The organism is Bartonella sp. HY406, from assembly GCF_025449315.1.
Taxonomy (GTDB): domain Bacteria; phylum Pseudomonadota; class Alphaproteobacteria; order Rhizobiales; family Rhizobiaceae; genus HY038.
Window position 1 is genome coordinate 1793048 of record NZ_CP104893.1, and the last position, 17122, is coordinate 1810169.

Below are 17122 nucleotides of genomic sequence, written 5' to 3' on the forward strand. Positions count from 1 at the left end.
TTTCTCCGGTATGTCGCCAATCGGGTACTACCCGGAACTGACACTGAAAAAACAGTAATCAATCCAAATTTAGAATCAGTTACTAATAGCAACCAACTACTATCATAAGCCATAAGTTAAGGATGTTTTTACAAAAAACACCGTAACTAATTATTTTTATTAATTAATTATGAAGGTAACAAAGCACCCTCAATGATACATCTTTAATGATACCTTTAATTATTAAAGGCAATCAATAGCAAACGCATAATAAGTGTCGCAACGATACACATTAATGCAGCTTGCTCAAGCATTTTTTGTCAAAACCATCAATATTATTCAATTAGCGCATGTAATTTTATAATCGGTTCACACAAATTTTGTCCGACACAATAATGGGTCAATATTGTATTAATACTTTAACCAAAATAAAGGCCCATCAAATGACGGGCCTTTATCTATGATACTAAAGGATATATCCTATAAGAACCACCCTGCCGCAATGATAATTTGCGCCAGAAAAATTAATTAGGCTGCATAAGACTCGCGATTTGGGCGACGTGAACCACGCCCACCTTGGAAACCGCTTTTCTTCTTCGCTGAAGCATTAGCATTTGAGCCACGTCTTTCACCTTGCCCGCCATTACGCTTTTTGCCTTCGTAGCTTTGGCGTTCGCCAGCTGATGAACGCTCTTTACGGTCACCATCAAAAGAAGAATCTTCACGTTTACGGCCGGCACCTTGGAATGACCTATCATTGCGACCGCCTGAACGGCTGCCTCTTGAACCTGTATCTTCGCCACCACGTTTACGTTCGGCACGCCCCTTGGCAAAACGCGAAGTATTTGGCTTGCCTTTACCATTACGACCACGTGAAGGACGCTCGTCCTCCTCTGGAGGTAATTCAACTGGCACAGGCTTGCGCTTCATTACTTCATCGCTTAACGGTTCAACTGCAAATTTTTTGCGGGTTACACGCTGCACACCGCGCAATCTTACTGTTTCAGTCTCTGCATCAAACAAGGTGATAGCCTCGCCTGAAGCACCATTACGACCGGTACGACCAATACGATGAACATAGCTTTCAGCTTCATCAGGCAAATCATAATTAATAACATGACTGATACCAGGCACATCAATACCGCGCGCCACAATATCTGTTGCGACGAGAACCCGTAAAGCACCACTACGGAAACCATTCAATGCTTTTTGACGCGCATTTTGAGTTTTATTACCATGAATAACGCCAGATAAAACACCAGCGCGATCAAGATCACGCTTAATCGCATCCGCACCATGCTTGGTGCGAGAGAAAACAATAACAGAACGCAAAGCGTCATCTGCCAATAGACCTAAAAGACCATCTTTTTTATTGCGGCGATGAACACCATAAACAATCTGATTAATATCAGCTGCTGTCGTGCCTTGTGGAGCTGTCTCAACTCTTACCGGATCATTCAACAAGCTTGCAGCAAGCGCGCTAATTTCCTTTGGCATCGTTGCAGAGAACAATGCGGTCTGACGATCTTTACGCAATAATGATGCAATTTTACGCACATCGTTGATAAAGCCCATATCAAGCATACGATCTGCTTCATCAAGCACTAAATATTGCGTTTGTGATAGATCAATTTCCTTATCACGAACGAGATCCATCAAGCGACCGGGAGTTGCAATCAAAATATCGACACCTGGACCTACACGCTTGATTTGCTTTAAGCGCGACACACCGCCTAGGACAAGACCTAATGACAAATGCATATCTTTCGTCATTGCGCTGATAGCATCAAGAATTTGCTGCGCAAGTTCACGTGTTGGCGCAAGAATAAGCGCACGTGCGCTTTTGGGGCGGCGCTTATCACCTTTTTTGATAATTTGGGCAATAATAGGCAAACTGAAAGCCAAGGTTTTACCAGAACCTGTCTGAGCAATACCCAAAAGATCTTTTCCATCGAGCATAACAGGCAAAGCTTCTTCTTGAATAGGCTTTGGTGATACCATACCGGCGCGATCTAAATTTTTAAGCAATAGCTCAGGCAATCCGAAATCAGCGAAGCCGGATGAATTAGAATTTGTCAATTTAAAATACTTTCTTAAGTTCAAAAATCTTGGGACAGTCTATGTTTCATTTATGTTTAAAACATTCCGTGCCTTCTTCGAAATATGAAGACCGCGTGTCCCTAAATGTATAAAACAATGTTAAAAACCCAAATATGCAGCTAATAACTGCCTTGCAATGGGCACAGCCTTCAAAAGCTGTTAAATTCCGTTGGATTTTATGTCATCGGAAAATACAAAGTTGGCATTTAAAATGCCATACTTAACTTTAATATTATATCAGTTCTCAAATGATAAACAAATAATGTTGCACAATTTTTATCATGCACTTTTTAGCAATGGATTGCTTGGTGCTCTATAAGACTATTTTAGTCAAAAAGCAATATGCTTTTACTATTTAAATTTCAGCACTTCAAAACAATATATCTTGATACTATGACTGGATCGGGAATGATCTATCGTAACTTAAAATAAAAGCGAGGCATCGAAATACCCCGCCGTCATTCTAAGCAAAAGTCACCCAGTTGTCCATAACAACATTATTTAGCAATAGCTTTACCAACTGGAACACTTACATTTTGAAAAGAAGGGTAGATTTCTAAGAAAACTGGATTTTGTACAGTTTTTTGCCCCCCCAAAACAATATGCCACTTAGTATTATCAAAAATAGCCAAGGTTTGCGACTCAATTACAGCCTGTGACGTTTCGAAACGCGTTGGAATCAGCGCATAGAATGTGCCATCGGCTGTTTCTTTATATTCTATTTTATCACCATCTAGCTGATAACCACCTTCAATGACATTGCTAAATTGTTGCGTAATTTGCTTTTTAAAATCTTCACGCAATACAACCTCGGTTGTATACATTTTAATCGCCATTTCTTTATAAAGGCGCTCAGGCATTGAGTTGACAAGAATTGAAAAATCTTTTTTTTCTACCGCGTCATTAATATTTTTTACTAATAAAACCAATTCGCGTTGTTCAAGTCCGCTAGGCTGACGAGCATTGGCATTTATAGCCAAAGCTAAAAGCATGAATACACCAATAATAATGCTTGATATTTTCGCCATAATTATTTTCCAATTCCTATCACTTTAAATTCAACTTAAAGCCTCTTACTCAAATAGCAAAGTCGATAATTGCTATAATACATAAGCTTTATAGATATTTTGCATAAAATATTTTTTACGATCATAAGACCAATATTGGCGGGCGATGCTTATCCTAGCAATTACCCAATTACTTGACCTAGCCTTATACAGTCCGCCAACATTATTATCCATATTTAAGTTAAATAACAAAATCGAATAGAACCGGATCAAGAGTTACATCACTATAAGCCCAACCAGATTCATCAAATTTTTTATTAAGCAAAACAAAATTTTCTTTATGCTTGGTCTCAATAGCAATCAAAACCGAGCCGAAATTACGCGCAGATTTTTTCAAATACTCAAAACGCGCCACATCATCATCAGGCCCTAACAAATCGAGAAAGGCACGCAATGCACCAGGGCGCTGTGGAAAGCGGAAGATATAATATTTTTTCAAACCTTCAAACCGCAATGCGCGCTCCTTAACGTCAGGCAGCCGTTCAAAATCAAAATTACCACCCGATACAACAAGAACAATGCGCTTGCCACGCAATTCATTAGCTCCCATATCTTTTAGAGCATCAATAGCCAAAGCACCTGCCGGCTCGACCACAATACCTTCGATATTAAGCATTTCAATCATAGTTGCACATAGACGATTTTCGGGGATGCGAATAACATCACGTGGTGCAAAGCGTTTTAATATATCAAAATTCATCCCACCGATAAGCGCAACAGCAGCACCATCAACAAATGTATCCATTTTATCGAGTTTAACGCGCTCGCCAGCTTGTAAAGTTTTAAATAAACTAGAAGCACCTTCTGGCTCGGCAAACCGCATTGCGGTAGCCCAGCCACTATCTTTTACAAAGGTTGAAACGCCGCTAGCAAGCCCCCCACCACCGACGGGCACAACAATCAAATCTGGAGGAGTTTCATGCATCCATTGCTGTGAAATTTCATAAGCAACAGTAGCTTGCCCTGTTATAATCCCCATATCATCAAAAGGAGGAGCCATGACACCGCCGCCATTAGCCACAAAGTCTTGCGCGGCCGCATAACATTGGTCAAAAGTATCACCGATCAAGCGAATCTCTACAAATTCACGCCCAAATGCGCGCGTTTTGTCAATTTTTTGTTGCGGCGTTGTCACCGGCATAAAAATTACGGCGTTGCGGCCAAAATATTGACAAACAAAAGCAAGTCCTTGCGCATGATTGCCTGCCGAAGCACAAACAAATGCTTGAGCGGGTGAAACTTGATCTAACATCGAGGAAACAAAATTAAAGGCGCCGCGAATCTTATAGGAACGCACCGGCGTCAAATCTTCACGCTTTAAATAAATTTCTGCTCCATAACGCTCTGACAAAAATTCATTTTTTTGCAATGGCGTTTCTGGGAACAATCCCCTTAATGTTTCAGCTGCATGCTGAACATTTTCCAAAAAAGCAGTCATTTTATTGTCCTTATTATTTTAACAGCAAGAAAACCTGACAATTATCACCTACTATAACAATGAGAGATTGAAAACCTTTTGTCACAATTGTGATAAGATATGCACTGAGGATTGTATATTTACAAACTAATCCTTTTAAACAACCACATTTGTTATATTTGGGTAAAAATATTACAAAAAAACGCCAGTGACCATCGATTAAGACTATGGCGTTTTCACAAAATCATTCTTTTCCTTATAAAAATTCAAAAAAATCAACTGTAAGAAACACATTTTTCAAAAATACAAGATTTTGTTTTCATTGGATTATTCTATAAAATTTCAAAAGTTATCCCAAGATCAAAAAAAAAATGAACAAAATGAAAATTTTCGCTTCACATTGGCGAATTGTTTGCATATAAGAACCTTGCGCGGACGTGGCGGAATTGGTAGACGCAAGGGACTTAAAATCCCTCGATCCAACGATCGTGCGGGTTCGATTCCCGCCGTCCGCACCACAATTTTCAACATTGAAATAAAAAATTGATGGCGCCGATTAGAATTATCCTTAGCCTTAATATGCTATTATAATTTGAATTTTTTGGATTTCGCCCAGAGGTTCAACACATAAATTGGCCTTTTTAGATTTGCTAGATTACCAAGTTCACCCTTATTTTCGTTGATTTGCGTTTGTTTTTAATTGTTTAATTATAGTTTATATTAAAGATCATAGGCATAGCAATTTAAGCTAATTTCAATTTAGGAACAATTTGAAAGATCACCATGAATCTTTGGCATCGCTTATCATTATGTTTATTGTTCATCTTTATTTTGAACTCCCCTGCCCTTGCTCTTGATAACAAGGCATTAATAAAGATTGTACAAGATGAAGAGCATAGATTAAATGCGCAAATCGGCGTTGCCATTTTCGACACTCAAACAAACCAAACGGTAAGCTATAAAGGAAATGAACTTTTTCCTCTCAATAGCACACACAAGACACTTATATGCGCCGCATTGCTTAAGGGTTTTGATAATAAACAAATAGATATTACGGAAAAAGTAGAATTTAGTAAAACGGACATAATCGAATATTCGCCGATCACTAAAAACCAAACCAAGTCCAAATCAATGAATTGGCTAGACTTATGTAGTGCAGCCGTAAGCTATAGTGATAATACGGCTGCCAATTTAATACATAAAAAGGTTGGTGGCCCCCAAGCCATGAATCACTTTTTTAAGCAATTAAAAGATCACACCACGCGCCTTGATCGCTTTGAGCCAGAATTAAACAGTGCAATTAATGGCGATTTAAGAGATACAACCAGCCCAAATGCAATTGCTTACACTCTTAAAGAGCTTTTGTTTTCAAATTTTTTAAGCCCTTCATCACGCAAGCAACTGATACAATGGATGATAGACGACAAAGTGGCCGACGCATTATTGCGCTCTAAACTTCCCAATGACTGGAAGATTGCCGACAAAACTGGAGCCGGCGGTTTCGGCTCGCGCGGCATTATTGCAGCGGTTTGGCCAAAGACAGATAAACCAATAATAATAGCAATATACATAAAAAATACCAAAGCAAATATGGAAGAAAGAAATTCTAGTATAGCCATTATTGGAAAACACATATTTGATAGCTATCAAAAGAAGAAATAAATCTTTATTATTAAGAATTATCAAAGCGCCGCATTTTTTGAAGCGCTTTGACAAAAGAAAGATTAAACTGCCATATCTTTTCTGCTTCGCAAACCAATCATCCCAGCAAAGGCCGCAATTATTGCACCCAGTATACTTCCAATAAACGCCATCCAACTTCCACGAGCAATTGCATCACTAGCTGTATCAGCCTTGGCCTGAGCCTCGTCAGCAAGCTGTTTCATATAAGTTTGCGTATCGGCAATTGTTTGACGCATAGTGTTGATTTGATTTTGAATAATTTCACTGCGGTTATTATAAAGGTTAATAGCATTATTAGCCGCTGTTTGCGCCTCAGCTGGCGTCATGCCATTATTTTCTAATGCTGTAATAACATCTTGCTTATTAATATTAGCAGTTAATCCCTTTGCACGTTCCTCAATGCTACTCATCAAATTATCAATGATATTTTGGTAATTTGAAGGATTATATCGAATAGCATTAACGGCGTTTCTAACATCTTGACGCGTAGCATCTAAAGCCGAACGAAGATTTTCAGGTTGCAGTTGTGGTATATTTGTATTTTTTAAAATCTGATCAAGTTTCTGACGGATATCGTCGCTATTAACATCACTATTTTGATCCCCAATTAAATCATGTAATGATGAGCCAAACGACTGAGCAATATTATCCGAAAGAGATACAGTATTACCAGCAACACTGCCGATCGCCGAAGACGTATTTGAAACCGCAGATGCCCCTATCCGTGCGGCTCCCGCAAGGCTCATAGTGGTAATAATTGCACCAACTAATAAAACTGCACACCAGGTTAAAAATCCATGGATTGCACCGTTTGCACCAGCAAGACGACCGGCAATAAAACCACCAATAATAAGGGCGATAATAAGCCCTATAACTGAAGATATTCCAACAGCCATGCCGATACCAGCAAATGGATTGTTGCCATAAGGATTTAATGTTTGAAATCCTAAAGCAGTGCTTAAAAACGAAAATAGGATTAATATTGCTAATGTCGAAACGACACCTGCAAAAATAGCAGACCAAGATGTTGTCTTTTTATGTTCTAAATAAGGGGAGCTACTCATTGTCAAACCTTTCAAATGGCATTGATGTGCAAAAAAATATAGCAAATAGGTAAAACCTTATACTTGTTGCAACTGCCAAGTGGTCAAAAGCTTGTGCAGCAAATATCTGGCTTTCTAAAAGCAATAATGGAGATAGGAGTTTTGCTACAAAACAAATCTCAGGCAAATTTTTCACAAATTTTAAAATTTGTCGCCAAAATTTAGCCGTATTGAATTAAGTAAGGCGATGTTTAAAATAAGAAAGGCTTAATACTAATTTTATTATTGCTTATAAAAAATCTAATGAAATAAGTTCGCTCGTTCAACACCCTTTCAACATTAATATAAATTTCAACGTTTAAAAATAAATATTTATCAATGGAGTTTTATTAGAGAATTGAGAAAATTTAGCAGTATAGGAATGAGAAAGAACCGATTATCGAAAATTAAGCAAGATCGATTAATAGAGCATTTAAAATCGGGAGGTATGCTATCTATGGATATGGAACCGTACCAGTCACATTGTTCTAGCCTTTTATTTTATTGTCATACCAAATCATATCGAATGTAAATGGAAAAACTCACCCTTTTTTCCCACCATAAATCTTTTTCCAACTTATAATTATCAGCGGCTTATCATCCCAACTAGTGGAAATGAAATATGCTGAAATATCGTGCTTTCTATCATGCACTATGGTTAAAAAGTTACATATGCACCTCAATCTATTTTGATTCTTGCAGCATCTTAATATAAGCGCAAAATTTTCGTTCCTCACTCAAGCTCTCCTATTGTCATATCAATCATTAAACCAATAATACTCGAATGATCGGCACTATAAGCAAGCTTAAAGGATGATATAATAGCTTATATTATTAAAATGAAAATAACGAAATAGCTTAATTGTTGGGATTTAAATGCGAAATTTAATAAATTTACTTTACATCCTACTATTCTATCCTTATTGCCACCTATTTTTAAAATATTTCCTGTTTAATAATAACATAATGAAAATAAGACTAAGCGGATCATCGCTTCATCAATACATCTACCAACTCTAATAGTTTGAATTGGGCATTCCGCGCCTCACCCAGCATTATCATTCAGCGTAAAAAAATCTCTGTTGCTTAACTTAATGGAAGCTAATACGATTTCCCGATATTTCGATGACTTCACTACCATTAAGTGCATATCGATCACCATTAGCAAGGGTGATAAAGCACCCCTTTAAGCAAAAAGAAATTTGCTTTTGTGGATCAACCGAATAATCACGGCGGGTTGCACCTTCCGCAACAATAATAATTGCGGCTTTATCACCACTATTTTGAATTGTTGCTGCTGCCGCACCGAAAGAAAAAATGGACACAACAATAAAATTTATAGCAAGCGCAAAGGAAAATGATTTGAGCACGTTATTGTTTTTAACTTCTAATTTATGTGTCATTTTTCAACTTTCTGCTTTGGCAGCTTAGAGTTTTCGGGTGTGGAATTGTCTTTTAGAATCTCATGATTATCTTTATGTTCACCTTCATCCGGCTCAGATACAGCAACATCGTTATATTGCGGAAAATTACGTTGCTCCCAAGCCTGAACCGCTTTCGACCAATCCGCATAAAATGCATTAAACACACCCATACGAATAGTATTTTTAATTGCAGTGGTTGACGTAATATCAGGCACGTAAACATAAAGGGTAAAAACAAGCCCTAAATCATCAAAAGACACAAATTCCACTGATGGCTCAGGCTTTCGCATGATTGCTTCAACAGAATTGGCAATAGCTAACAGTTTTTCAGGCACTTCTTCTGGCTTAAAAGCGAGCGGAATCGTAAAGGTTAAATCAATACGGCCAATTTTATTTCGCAAAGTCCAATTACCGACATTGCCATTAATAAGAGTGGAATTTGGAACAATAATGGTGTTTCGCTGTCCAGTTTCAATTTCAGTTGCACGAACATTAATGCGGCGCACAGTACCCTGCACAGTTCCTGCCTCTACATAATCCCCCACCTTAAATGGTCGCTCAGCAAGCAGAATCAAACCAGATACAAAGTTTTGGACAATATTTTGCAAGCCAAAACCAATACCAAGTGATAGACCGCCCGCAATCAGTGCAAGGCTGGAAAGATTAAGCCCTGCGGCCGACATACCTATCATACCCGCAAGCGCAACAGCCCCATAACCGGCAATCGTTTTAACTGAATTTCGAATACCTGCATCAACATGGCCACGAGCCAAAATTACATTATCAAAGCAACGAATAAACCAACGGAAAAGGGCGTAAAAACCGACAAAAAAGCCGATCCCAATGGCAATACCAGTTATAGAAACATAAACATTTCCAATTTGGAAACCGGTCAATATTTGGTTTAGGGTGCCAAAAATTTCATCACCGGACAACCCAAATTGCATCAAAATAGGCGGCAAACACAAAATTAAGACCAAAACAGCCGTTAACACACCGGCCAACAAACCAAGCTGATCGAGAGCAGCAGGGCCAGCCTTAAAATACTTGCCTATGGTTTGACCTACTCGCGTTTGTGCGAATGCCCCTTCGCCAGTTAGTGTGCGACTAACACTTAAACCCAAATATATCAAAATTAAAAAGGCAAAACCAACAACAATTTGTTGGATAATAAAACGCCCCATCCCTACATATCCAAAGATTGCACATAAAATGGGTGTCACACCACCAATAATTATAAGATAACGTATGAAACGTGGGAATGGAACAAAACTACATGCTGGCTCTTTTTTTCCAGGCTTAACAAAGGCAATCAAAACGATTAAGATGCCAATAATAACAATACCAAAAAAATCTTTGGCGATTGACAAAGACAAAGCAGCCGAAACAACTTGATAAGCATCATCAAAAAACCAATTAATGCCAAACACTAATGCAATCGTACAAAGAATAATATTTAACTTACGCGCAGCTATTGGTGTAATATCCACCAAAGCTAAATCTTTAGCACTTGGACGAAACAATGCGCGTGCGATTGAAGCTATCAAAACAACGAGGAAGCAAAGACGGTCAAAAGCATCGAACATCACCTCAATATCAGTTGGAAACTTGTAGTTATAAGTAAAAATATAGGCAAAAGTTTCAAAGAAAAATATTTCTGCAATGGTAGCTGTTAAACAGGTTAAAAGTGCAATTAAAACAAGCCTTAAATAACTAATACCACTTTCATCATCATAAACAGTTTTCTTCACCCTATGCGACAAATGGCGACCAATAAATATAATCGAAGCGCCTACGAAACATGCGCCAAGTAAAGCAAGTCCCAAATATAATAATCTATTATTTACGACCCAATGAGCATAATTCGATAGAATTTGGGAAACGGCATATCCACTGTCTTTACGCGCAGTATTCACTTGCGTAAAAAAAGCTTCATTAAAAACAACCCGCCGCGTTAACGAACTGCTAAAAAGCTCACGCCGTTTTTCAACTATACTAATTGTCAGCTGATTTGCCGATATATAGGTTGCCTCAAGATCGGTTACCTGCTTATTAATTTGCGATTTTTGATCCAGCATTCGCTTGCGATCATCAACTTTTTCTTTTGGCTCTTCACCGCTAGCTGGTGCCGCCCCAAGCTGATCCAATTTCAAATTAACATCAATTAAGGGTTGGCGCAAAAGTAAAGCTTGTTGCACTGTATCAGTAGCCAGACTTTGTAATTTAGCCCTTATATCAATCAAGGCAGCATCGTCATTTTGCTTATCTTGAAAATTGTTTTTCAACTGGGTTAAATTATCTTGCAATCCTTGTAGTGATACCTGTTGGTTTTTCAAAAGATCATCAACATTGATAATATCAGTAACAGGTACGACAGTCGAGGCATCCGCGTTTTGTACCCCAGAGCCAGATATATTGCTAGTTTGAGCATAAGCCGCAAAAGCACCTAAAGCACCAATAAGCGAGATACAGGCAATCAAACCGCAAAAAATTTTGAAGGCACATTGCAATAGTCTTTTATGATAAATCAACACGTTTAAACCGCAAAATCAGGTTAGAATTACTAGGATTAAGAACTAAGATTTTAAATAGATAAAATCTATCGGATTGTAAGCCCTTCAATATAAAGGAGCGCAAAATTTTTAAAAGCTGAAAATTGAATATATATCATGAACAATTTGTTATTAGTTCAAACGATCTCAATAATTAGCAAAAAGAGTAAAGACTTAATATCAATTAATGAGCCTTAAAAGCCAACCTAACAATATTTAAGAATGCCATTTTTAAAATCAAATTTAGGTCGCACATAATAACCATTGAAGATCAAGCCCAACAATAAATTATCAGCTGAGATTTGAAATGATTGTTAGTTATCTTTTTCAATACCAAAATAAGACAGTTTTATCACATTTGTTGATATTATAGCTTTACAGTGGCGGTTTAAACTGCCACAAAAGTGCTATATTGAACAAACTTAAAAGAATATTGAAAGCTTTTACAAATTATTAAGATTACAAAAAATAAAGAGAACCTTTAATCGCCGATGCTTTTAACCTTGCCGAAATTCCACAATATACGATATGGAATAACAACAATTCCTCTGTGGATTATTGGCGGTCTTTTTCTTTATATTTTTACTTTTACTAATTTAAACGACGAGGCTATTCTGCCAAGCATAGCAATCAAATCCGCAGCAGACATTTCCAATATTGAAAAGAGATTACCCCGCCATAATGCATTAGTTTTTTTAAAGCAGCCTTTATTTACAGCAAAAACTTATAGCGTATCATTTAAATTCGATAATTTAGATAATGGAAAAAATATTAACTTAGTGCGTGTTAGCAGTTTGTTATTGACGTTTAACGTTCAAAGGTCGTTGGAAAAAAACAATAAAAATGGCTTTATTCAACATATCTTTACCGCCACACAGCGCGCACCTCCATCATTTATAGACCCATATGATTTGGTTATCTGAGCCTAATGATAAAGTAATTTTCTTCGATGGCCATTAACTAGCTATCTTTGTGCTTTTAAATAATACATCGACCGCTATAAACTTTTACATATTTATCGAACCTAATTATCATTTGACAAACGAAAAGCTGCAAATGGTTTTAAATAACCCAATTGCGATCTTAGTTGAATAATGATTGTCGATATTTTGGTAATTATGCGAAGAATGCAACCTTGAAAATTGCATTTTATAGCTTTTTACGTTAGTTGTGGCACAAATTATTTTCTAGCTAATCTTTTCCTTTTACATTCTGGATAAAATTAATGCGTACACCTCCTTGGCTTGTTTATCTCTACAGCTTTATTTTGCTGGTAGGCGTTGTCATTGCGCTCCCCAACATGTTTTCTGAAAAAACATGGGAAGAAAAATTCCCATGGCTTCCTGATACCCGCGTAACACTCGGTCTGGACCTTAAGGGTGGTTCCTACTTAGTTCTACAAGTTGATGAAGCAGCAATGAAACGCGAGCGGCTTCGAAATCTACTTGATAGTGCCCGTGAAAAACTTCGTGCCGAAAAAATCCCAGTTCAATCAACACGTATGCAAAACGGTGGCATTATTGTAATTGTTGATGATGCAACCCAAAGGCAGCGTGCTGTTACGGCATTAACAGAACTTATTAATCCTATTTCTACAGGTGCTTTCGGCGTTCCGGTGAATGATCTTGACATTACTGAAAATGGCAATCAAGTTCGCGTTGCGATTACTGATGAGGCAATGACCTATCATATCTCTAATGCAGTTGAACAAAGCCTTGAAATTGTACGCAAACGTGTTGATGAGGTTGGTGTTGCAGAACCTTCCATTCAACGGGTTGGCCCAAACCGCATTATGGTGCAATTACCCGGTTTGCAAGATCCAAGCCATTTGCGTAATTTGCTTGGTTCAACAGCTAAGATGACCTTTCACCTTGTTCGAACTGACGTTGATCGAAGCAATTTACCTGCTGGTGTCAGCATGTTACCTGATAAAGACGATCCTAATACTCTTTATCCTGTTGAAGACAAGGTTGCACTTGATGGCGCCGTATTAACTGATGCCCGTGCCGCGTTTGATCCCCAAACTGGCAAACCAATGATTTCATTTAAATTGAATTCTGAAGGTGCGAGTAAATTTGGCGATATCACAAAAAATAATATTGGCCGCCCTTTTGCTATTGTTCTTGACGGCAAGGTATTGACCGCACCAACCATCCAATCAGCTATTCTTGGCGGTAGCGGCGTCATCACAGGTACATTTACCAGTGCTGAAACCTCAACAACGTCAGCGTTACTGCGTGCAGGTGCACTACCAGCCCCACTTACGGTTGAAGAAGAACGTACTGTCGGGCCAGACCTTGGTGCTGATGCAATTAAGATGGGTATTTATACCGGTGTAGGTGGATTTATCCTTGTAGCGATCTTTATTATTTTACTTTATGGCTACTGGGGTCTTATCGCCAATATTGCCCTTGCACTTCACACGGTATTGACCTTCTCTGCTTTGAGTCTACTTGGCGCGACGCTGACACTTCCCGGTATTGCTGGTATCATTCTTGGTATCGGTATCGCGGTTGACGCTAATATTTTGATCAATGAACGTATTAGAGAAGAAAGCCGAAAAGGTGTTGGCGCGTTAGCAGCCCTTGATCGCGGCTTCAAACATGCTTTCCATACCATTGTTGATGCCAATATCACCTCAATTTTCGCAATGGTACTTTTAGCGTGGCAGGGTTCAGGACCGGTTCGCGGTTTTGCAATTACCATGATTTTAGGTATCGTTATTTCTATGTTTACCGATGTCACCATTGTGCGCATCATGATGAGTGCTGTTGTTCGCCGCTTCAAAATCAAGAATTTACGGATTACCCCTTTCTTGAGCTTTATTCCGCAGCATACCAATTTCCACTTCATGAATGCTCGGTTTTGGGGGATCGGTATTTCTATTGTACTATCAATCGCCTCCATTTTCTTATTTTACAAACCGGGTCTTAATTATGGCATCGATTTTACCGGTGGTAGCCAAGTGGAAATGCAGCGCAGCAGTGGAACGGTTGATTTGATGCAATTACGCCCACGCCTTGAAGAATTGAATCTAGGCGAAGTAACCTTGCAAATGGTCGGCACTGAAAATAATAGCGTGTTGATACGCCTCCAACAACAAGAAGGTGGCGCTGACATTCAAAATGCTGCCCTTGATAAAGTGAAACAGGCAACCATTGCTCTTTATCCTGATGCCACTGACCAAGGTAGCGCGGTCGTTGGACCTAAAGTATCAGGTGAATTGGCCAAAAGCGGCTTGATAGCAGTGATTTGTGCGGCTCTTGCCATGACCATTTATATTTGGTTCCGCTTTGAGTGGTTCTTTGCGGTTGGTGCCATTATTACTCTTGTTTTGGATACAACCAAAATGGTCGGTATTTTTGCACTTTTCCAATTTGACTTCAACCTTACGGCCATTGCTGCATTACTTACCATTGTCGGCTATTCGATCAATGATAAGGTTGTGGTTTACGACCGTATGCGCGAAAATTTGCGGCTTTATAAGAAAACCTCCTTGCGCGAAGTTATCGATATGTCAATCAACCAAGTATTGGTTCGTTGTATATTTACCTCGCTAACCACCATTCTTGCCATGTTGCCAATGGCAATATGGGGCGGCAGTGCGGTCCATAATTTTGCTGTACCAATGGTTATTGGTATTGTTGTAGCAACCTCGTCATCCATGTTTATTGCCGCACCAATTCTTCTTTTCTTGGGTAATTGGTGGGAAAGAAAAGGCCATAATACACGCGGTGAAGACGTCGCTGTTCCTGCAAAATAAAAACAAAGCCGGATGTGCATTCACATCCGGCTTTTTCTTTAGGATTAGTTTTTTATTGCATCACTTTAATACGATACCATCAATGCCTATATTCAACTATAAAACATGATTATATCGATTTAAAAGGATGTTTTAAAGGACGTTGACGAGTTACAAAATGGATTATCTGAAACCTTTACCCCATTTCATTTGTGTATAACAAAAAATACCTGTTTTTTAATGATTACCATCTCTTATAAAGATAGAACCGATCAAAATTAGCTGCTGGAAAAAAATGTAAGATGGCTCATGCGACTCCCTTAATTACCACGCTTGTTTCTGGTCTTTGTCTTGCATTTATTTTTGGTGCAATCGCCAATAGATTACGTATCTCCCCACTAGTTGGTTATTTGCTTGCCGGCGTTATCGCAGGCCCCCATACACCTGGTTTCCATGCTGATGTCGCTCTTGCCAATGAACTTGCTGAAATTGGCGTGATCCTTTTAATGTTTGGTGTCGGCCTACATTTTTCAATGAAAGATCTGTTATCAGTCAAAGCGATTGCACTTCCTGGTGCAATAGCCCAAATGGCGGTTGCCACCCTACTTGGAATGGGGCTTGGCTTTGTCATGGGATGGAGCCTTGGCACCAGTATTGTTTTTGGACTTGCTCTATCAACTGCAAGTACCGTGGTTTTGTTACGCGCGATGCAGCAACGCCGATTAATCGAAACCGAGCGCGGACGCATTGCTGTTGGATGGCTTATCGTTGAAGATTTAGCCATGGTGCTCGCCCTTGTTTTATTACCCGCCCTTGCCGGTATTCTTGGCGGTGAAGTTCAAACTAGCTCTGATCCATTGATTGCTTGGCTTAATCCTAATATTTGGGGCATTATCGGTCTTACCTTCGCCAAGGTTGGGCTATTCGTTCTTCTTATGATGGTTGTTGGTCGCCGAGTTATTCCATGGGCGCTTAAAATCAGCGCCCAAACTGGGTCGCGTGAATTGTTTAGACTAGCAGTGCTTGCAATAGCACTAGGTGTTGCTTTTGGTGCCGCTCAATTATTTGGTGTGTCTCTAGCTCTTGGTGCATTTTTCGCTGGAATGATCATGAGCGAATCTGAACTTAGTCATCGCGCAGCGGAAGAAACTTTACCTTTGCGCGATGCGTTTGCCGTGTTGTTTTTTGTCTCTGTCGGCATGCTATTTGACCCATTAAAGCTGCTTGATGATTTTATCCCACTTTTTGCAACTTTATTTATTATCATTATTGGTAAATCACTAGCAGCGTATTTTATTGTCCGCCTCTTTCGCCGCCCCAATGGAACCGCGCTTACTATTTCAGCAAGTCTGGCGCAGATCGGTGAATTTTCATTCATCCTTGCAGCACTTGGAAAAAACTTAGGATTAATAAATGAAAATGTCCGCGATCTTATTTTAGGTGGCGCAATTATTTCCATTTTAGTTAATCCATTGATTTTTATCCTAGCAGAAAAAATAAAACATCGTCTTGATAAAACAACCAACAGCGAAGTTACCGAGATAGCAGAAAAAAAAGACATTGATGAGCCAATAAAAAGCGATAAAAGTGACCATTTGGTCCTTATCGGTTACGGTGATGTAGGGCAACGAGTTGCAAATGCTCTTCAAAATCAAAATAAGCAAGTCATTATCATTGAAGATGCAATTCGCTTAGCTGAAAAAGCTCGTAGCAATATGTTTGAAACTTTTATCGGTAATGGTGTAGATAAAGAAGTGCTTGATTCTGCTAATATTGAAGCAGCTAGAGAACTTATCCTTGCTATGCATAATACGTTTGAAGCTGGGCAAATTATTACCAATGCCCAATCACTCAATAAAAATTTATTTATTATTGCCCATGCATTATCTGATGCTGAAGCACAATATTTAAAAGATTTAGGAGCCAATATTGTTGTGACAGATGCCGAAGAAATTGCTAATGGGATTATTACGCATCTATTAAAAGATGGTGTAGATGATTCATCAATGGTTACAAACGTTTCCGATGATGAAAATAGGATATATGAAATGAATTTTGAAAGACCAAAGGCGTGAA

At 38.8% G+C, this 17122-nt stretch carries 10 protein-coding genes and 1 tRNA gene; 5 read left to right on the top strand and 6 right to left on the bottom strand.

Annotated elements, in window-relative coordinates; genetic code table 11:
* Positions 1-507 precede the first annotated feature (507 nt).
* The 3 genes from N6B01_RS07580 to ilvA all read right to left on the bottom strand — a co-directional run bounded on the left by N6B01_RS07580 (position 508) and on the right by ilvA (position 4584).
* A complete protein-coding gene (locus tag N6B01_RS07580; RefSeq protein ID WP_246708041.1) occupies positions 508-2058 on the bottom strand; it encodes a DEAD/DEAH box helicase in 1551 nt (516 codons plus the stop codon).
* Positions 2059-2576: 518 nt separating this feature from the next.
* On the bottom strand, positions 2577-3107 hold the full coding sequence (locus N6B01_RS07585) for a hypothetical protein (protein WP_262078153.1): 531 nt from the start codon (positions 3105-3107) through the stop codon (positions 2577-2579).
* A 220-nt stretch (positions 3108-3327) separates the two neighbouring features.
* A complete protein-coding gene (gene ilvA, locus N6B01_RS07590) occupies positions 3328-4584 on the bottom strand; it encodes a threonine ammonia-lyase IlvA (protein ID WP_262078154.1) in 1257 nt (418 codons plus the stop codon).
* A 410-nt stretch (positions 4585-4994) separates the two neighbouring features.
* On the opposite strand from ilvA, the gene N6B01_RS07595 reads away from it, so the two are divergent.
* Together N6B01_RS07595 and bla are read left to right on the top strand one after the other, a co-directional pair.
* A tRNA-Leu gene (locus N6B01_RS07595) sits at positions 4995-5081 on the top strand.
* A 265-nt stretch (positions 5082-5346) separates the two neighbouring features.
* Complete coding sequence (gene bla, locus N6B01_RS07600; protein ID WP_262078155.1) at positions 5347-6225, top strand: class A beta-lactamase; 879 nt, start codon at positions 5347-5349, stop codon at positions 6223-6225.
* A gap of 62 nt (positions 6226-6287) precedes the next feature.
* On the opposite strand, the gene N6B01_RS07605 is transcribed toward bla, so the two are convergent.
* The 3 genes from N6B01_RS07605 to N6B01_RS07615 form a co-directional block, all read right to left on the bottom strand.
* Complete coding sequence (locus tag N6B01_RS07605) at positions 6288-7310, bottom strand: hypothetical protein (protein ID WP_262078156.1); 1023 nt, start codon at positions 7308-7310, stop codon at positions 6288-6290.
* Positions 7311-8419: 1109 nt separating this feature from the next.
* Positions 8420-8731: a hypothetical protein gene (locus tag N6B01_RS07610; protein ID WP_262078157.1), complete on the bottom strand. Its 312-nt coding sequence runs from the start codon at positions 8729-8731 to the stop codon at positions 8420-8422.
* Entirely contained in the window at positions 8728-11286 is a 2559-nt protein-coding gene (locus N6B01_RS07615; protein ID WP_262078158.1) for a mechanosensitive ion channel domain-containing protein, read from the bottom strand. Before N6B01_RS07615 ends, N6B01_RS07610 begins: the two co-directional genes overlap by 4 nt.
* 509 nt (positions 11287-11795) lie before the next feature.
* Here N6B01_RS07615 and N6B01_RS07620 point away from each other — a divergent pair.
* The 3 genes from N6B01_RS07620 (at position 11796) to ybaL (ending at position 17121) form a co-directional block, all read left to right on the top strand.
* Positions 11796-12227, top strand: coding sequence for a hypothetical protein (locus N6B01_RS07620; RefSeq protein ID WP_262078159.1), 432 nt, complete (start codon positions 11796-11798; stop codon positions 12225-12227).
* Between the two features lie 302 nt (positions 12228-12529).
* The gene (gene secD / locus N6B01_RS07625; RefSeq protein WP_262078160.1) at positions 12530-15067 is read left to right on the top strand and encodes a protein translocase subunit SecD; all 2538 of its coding nucleotides are present in this window, start codon (positions 12530-12532) and stop codon (positions 15065-15067) included.
* 281 nt (positions 15068-15348) lie between these two features.
* A complete protein-coding gene (gene ybaL, locus N6B01_RS07630; protein ID WP_182417178.1) occupies positions 15349-17121 on the top strand; it encodes a cation:proton antiporter domain-containing protein in 1773 nt (590 codons plus the stop codon).
* Position 17122: the final 1 nt, after the last annotated feature.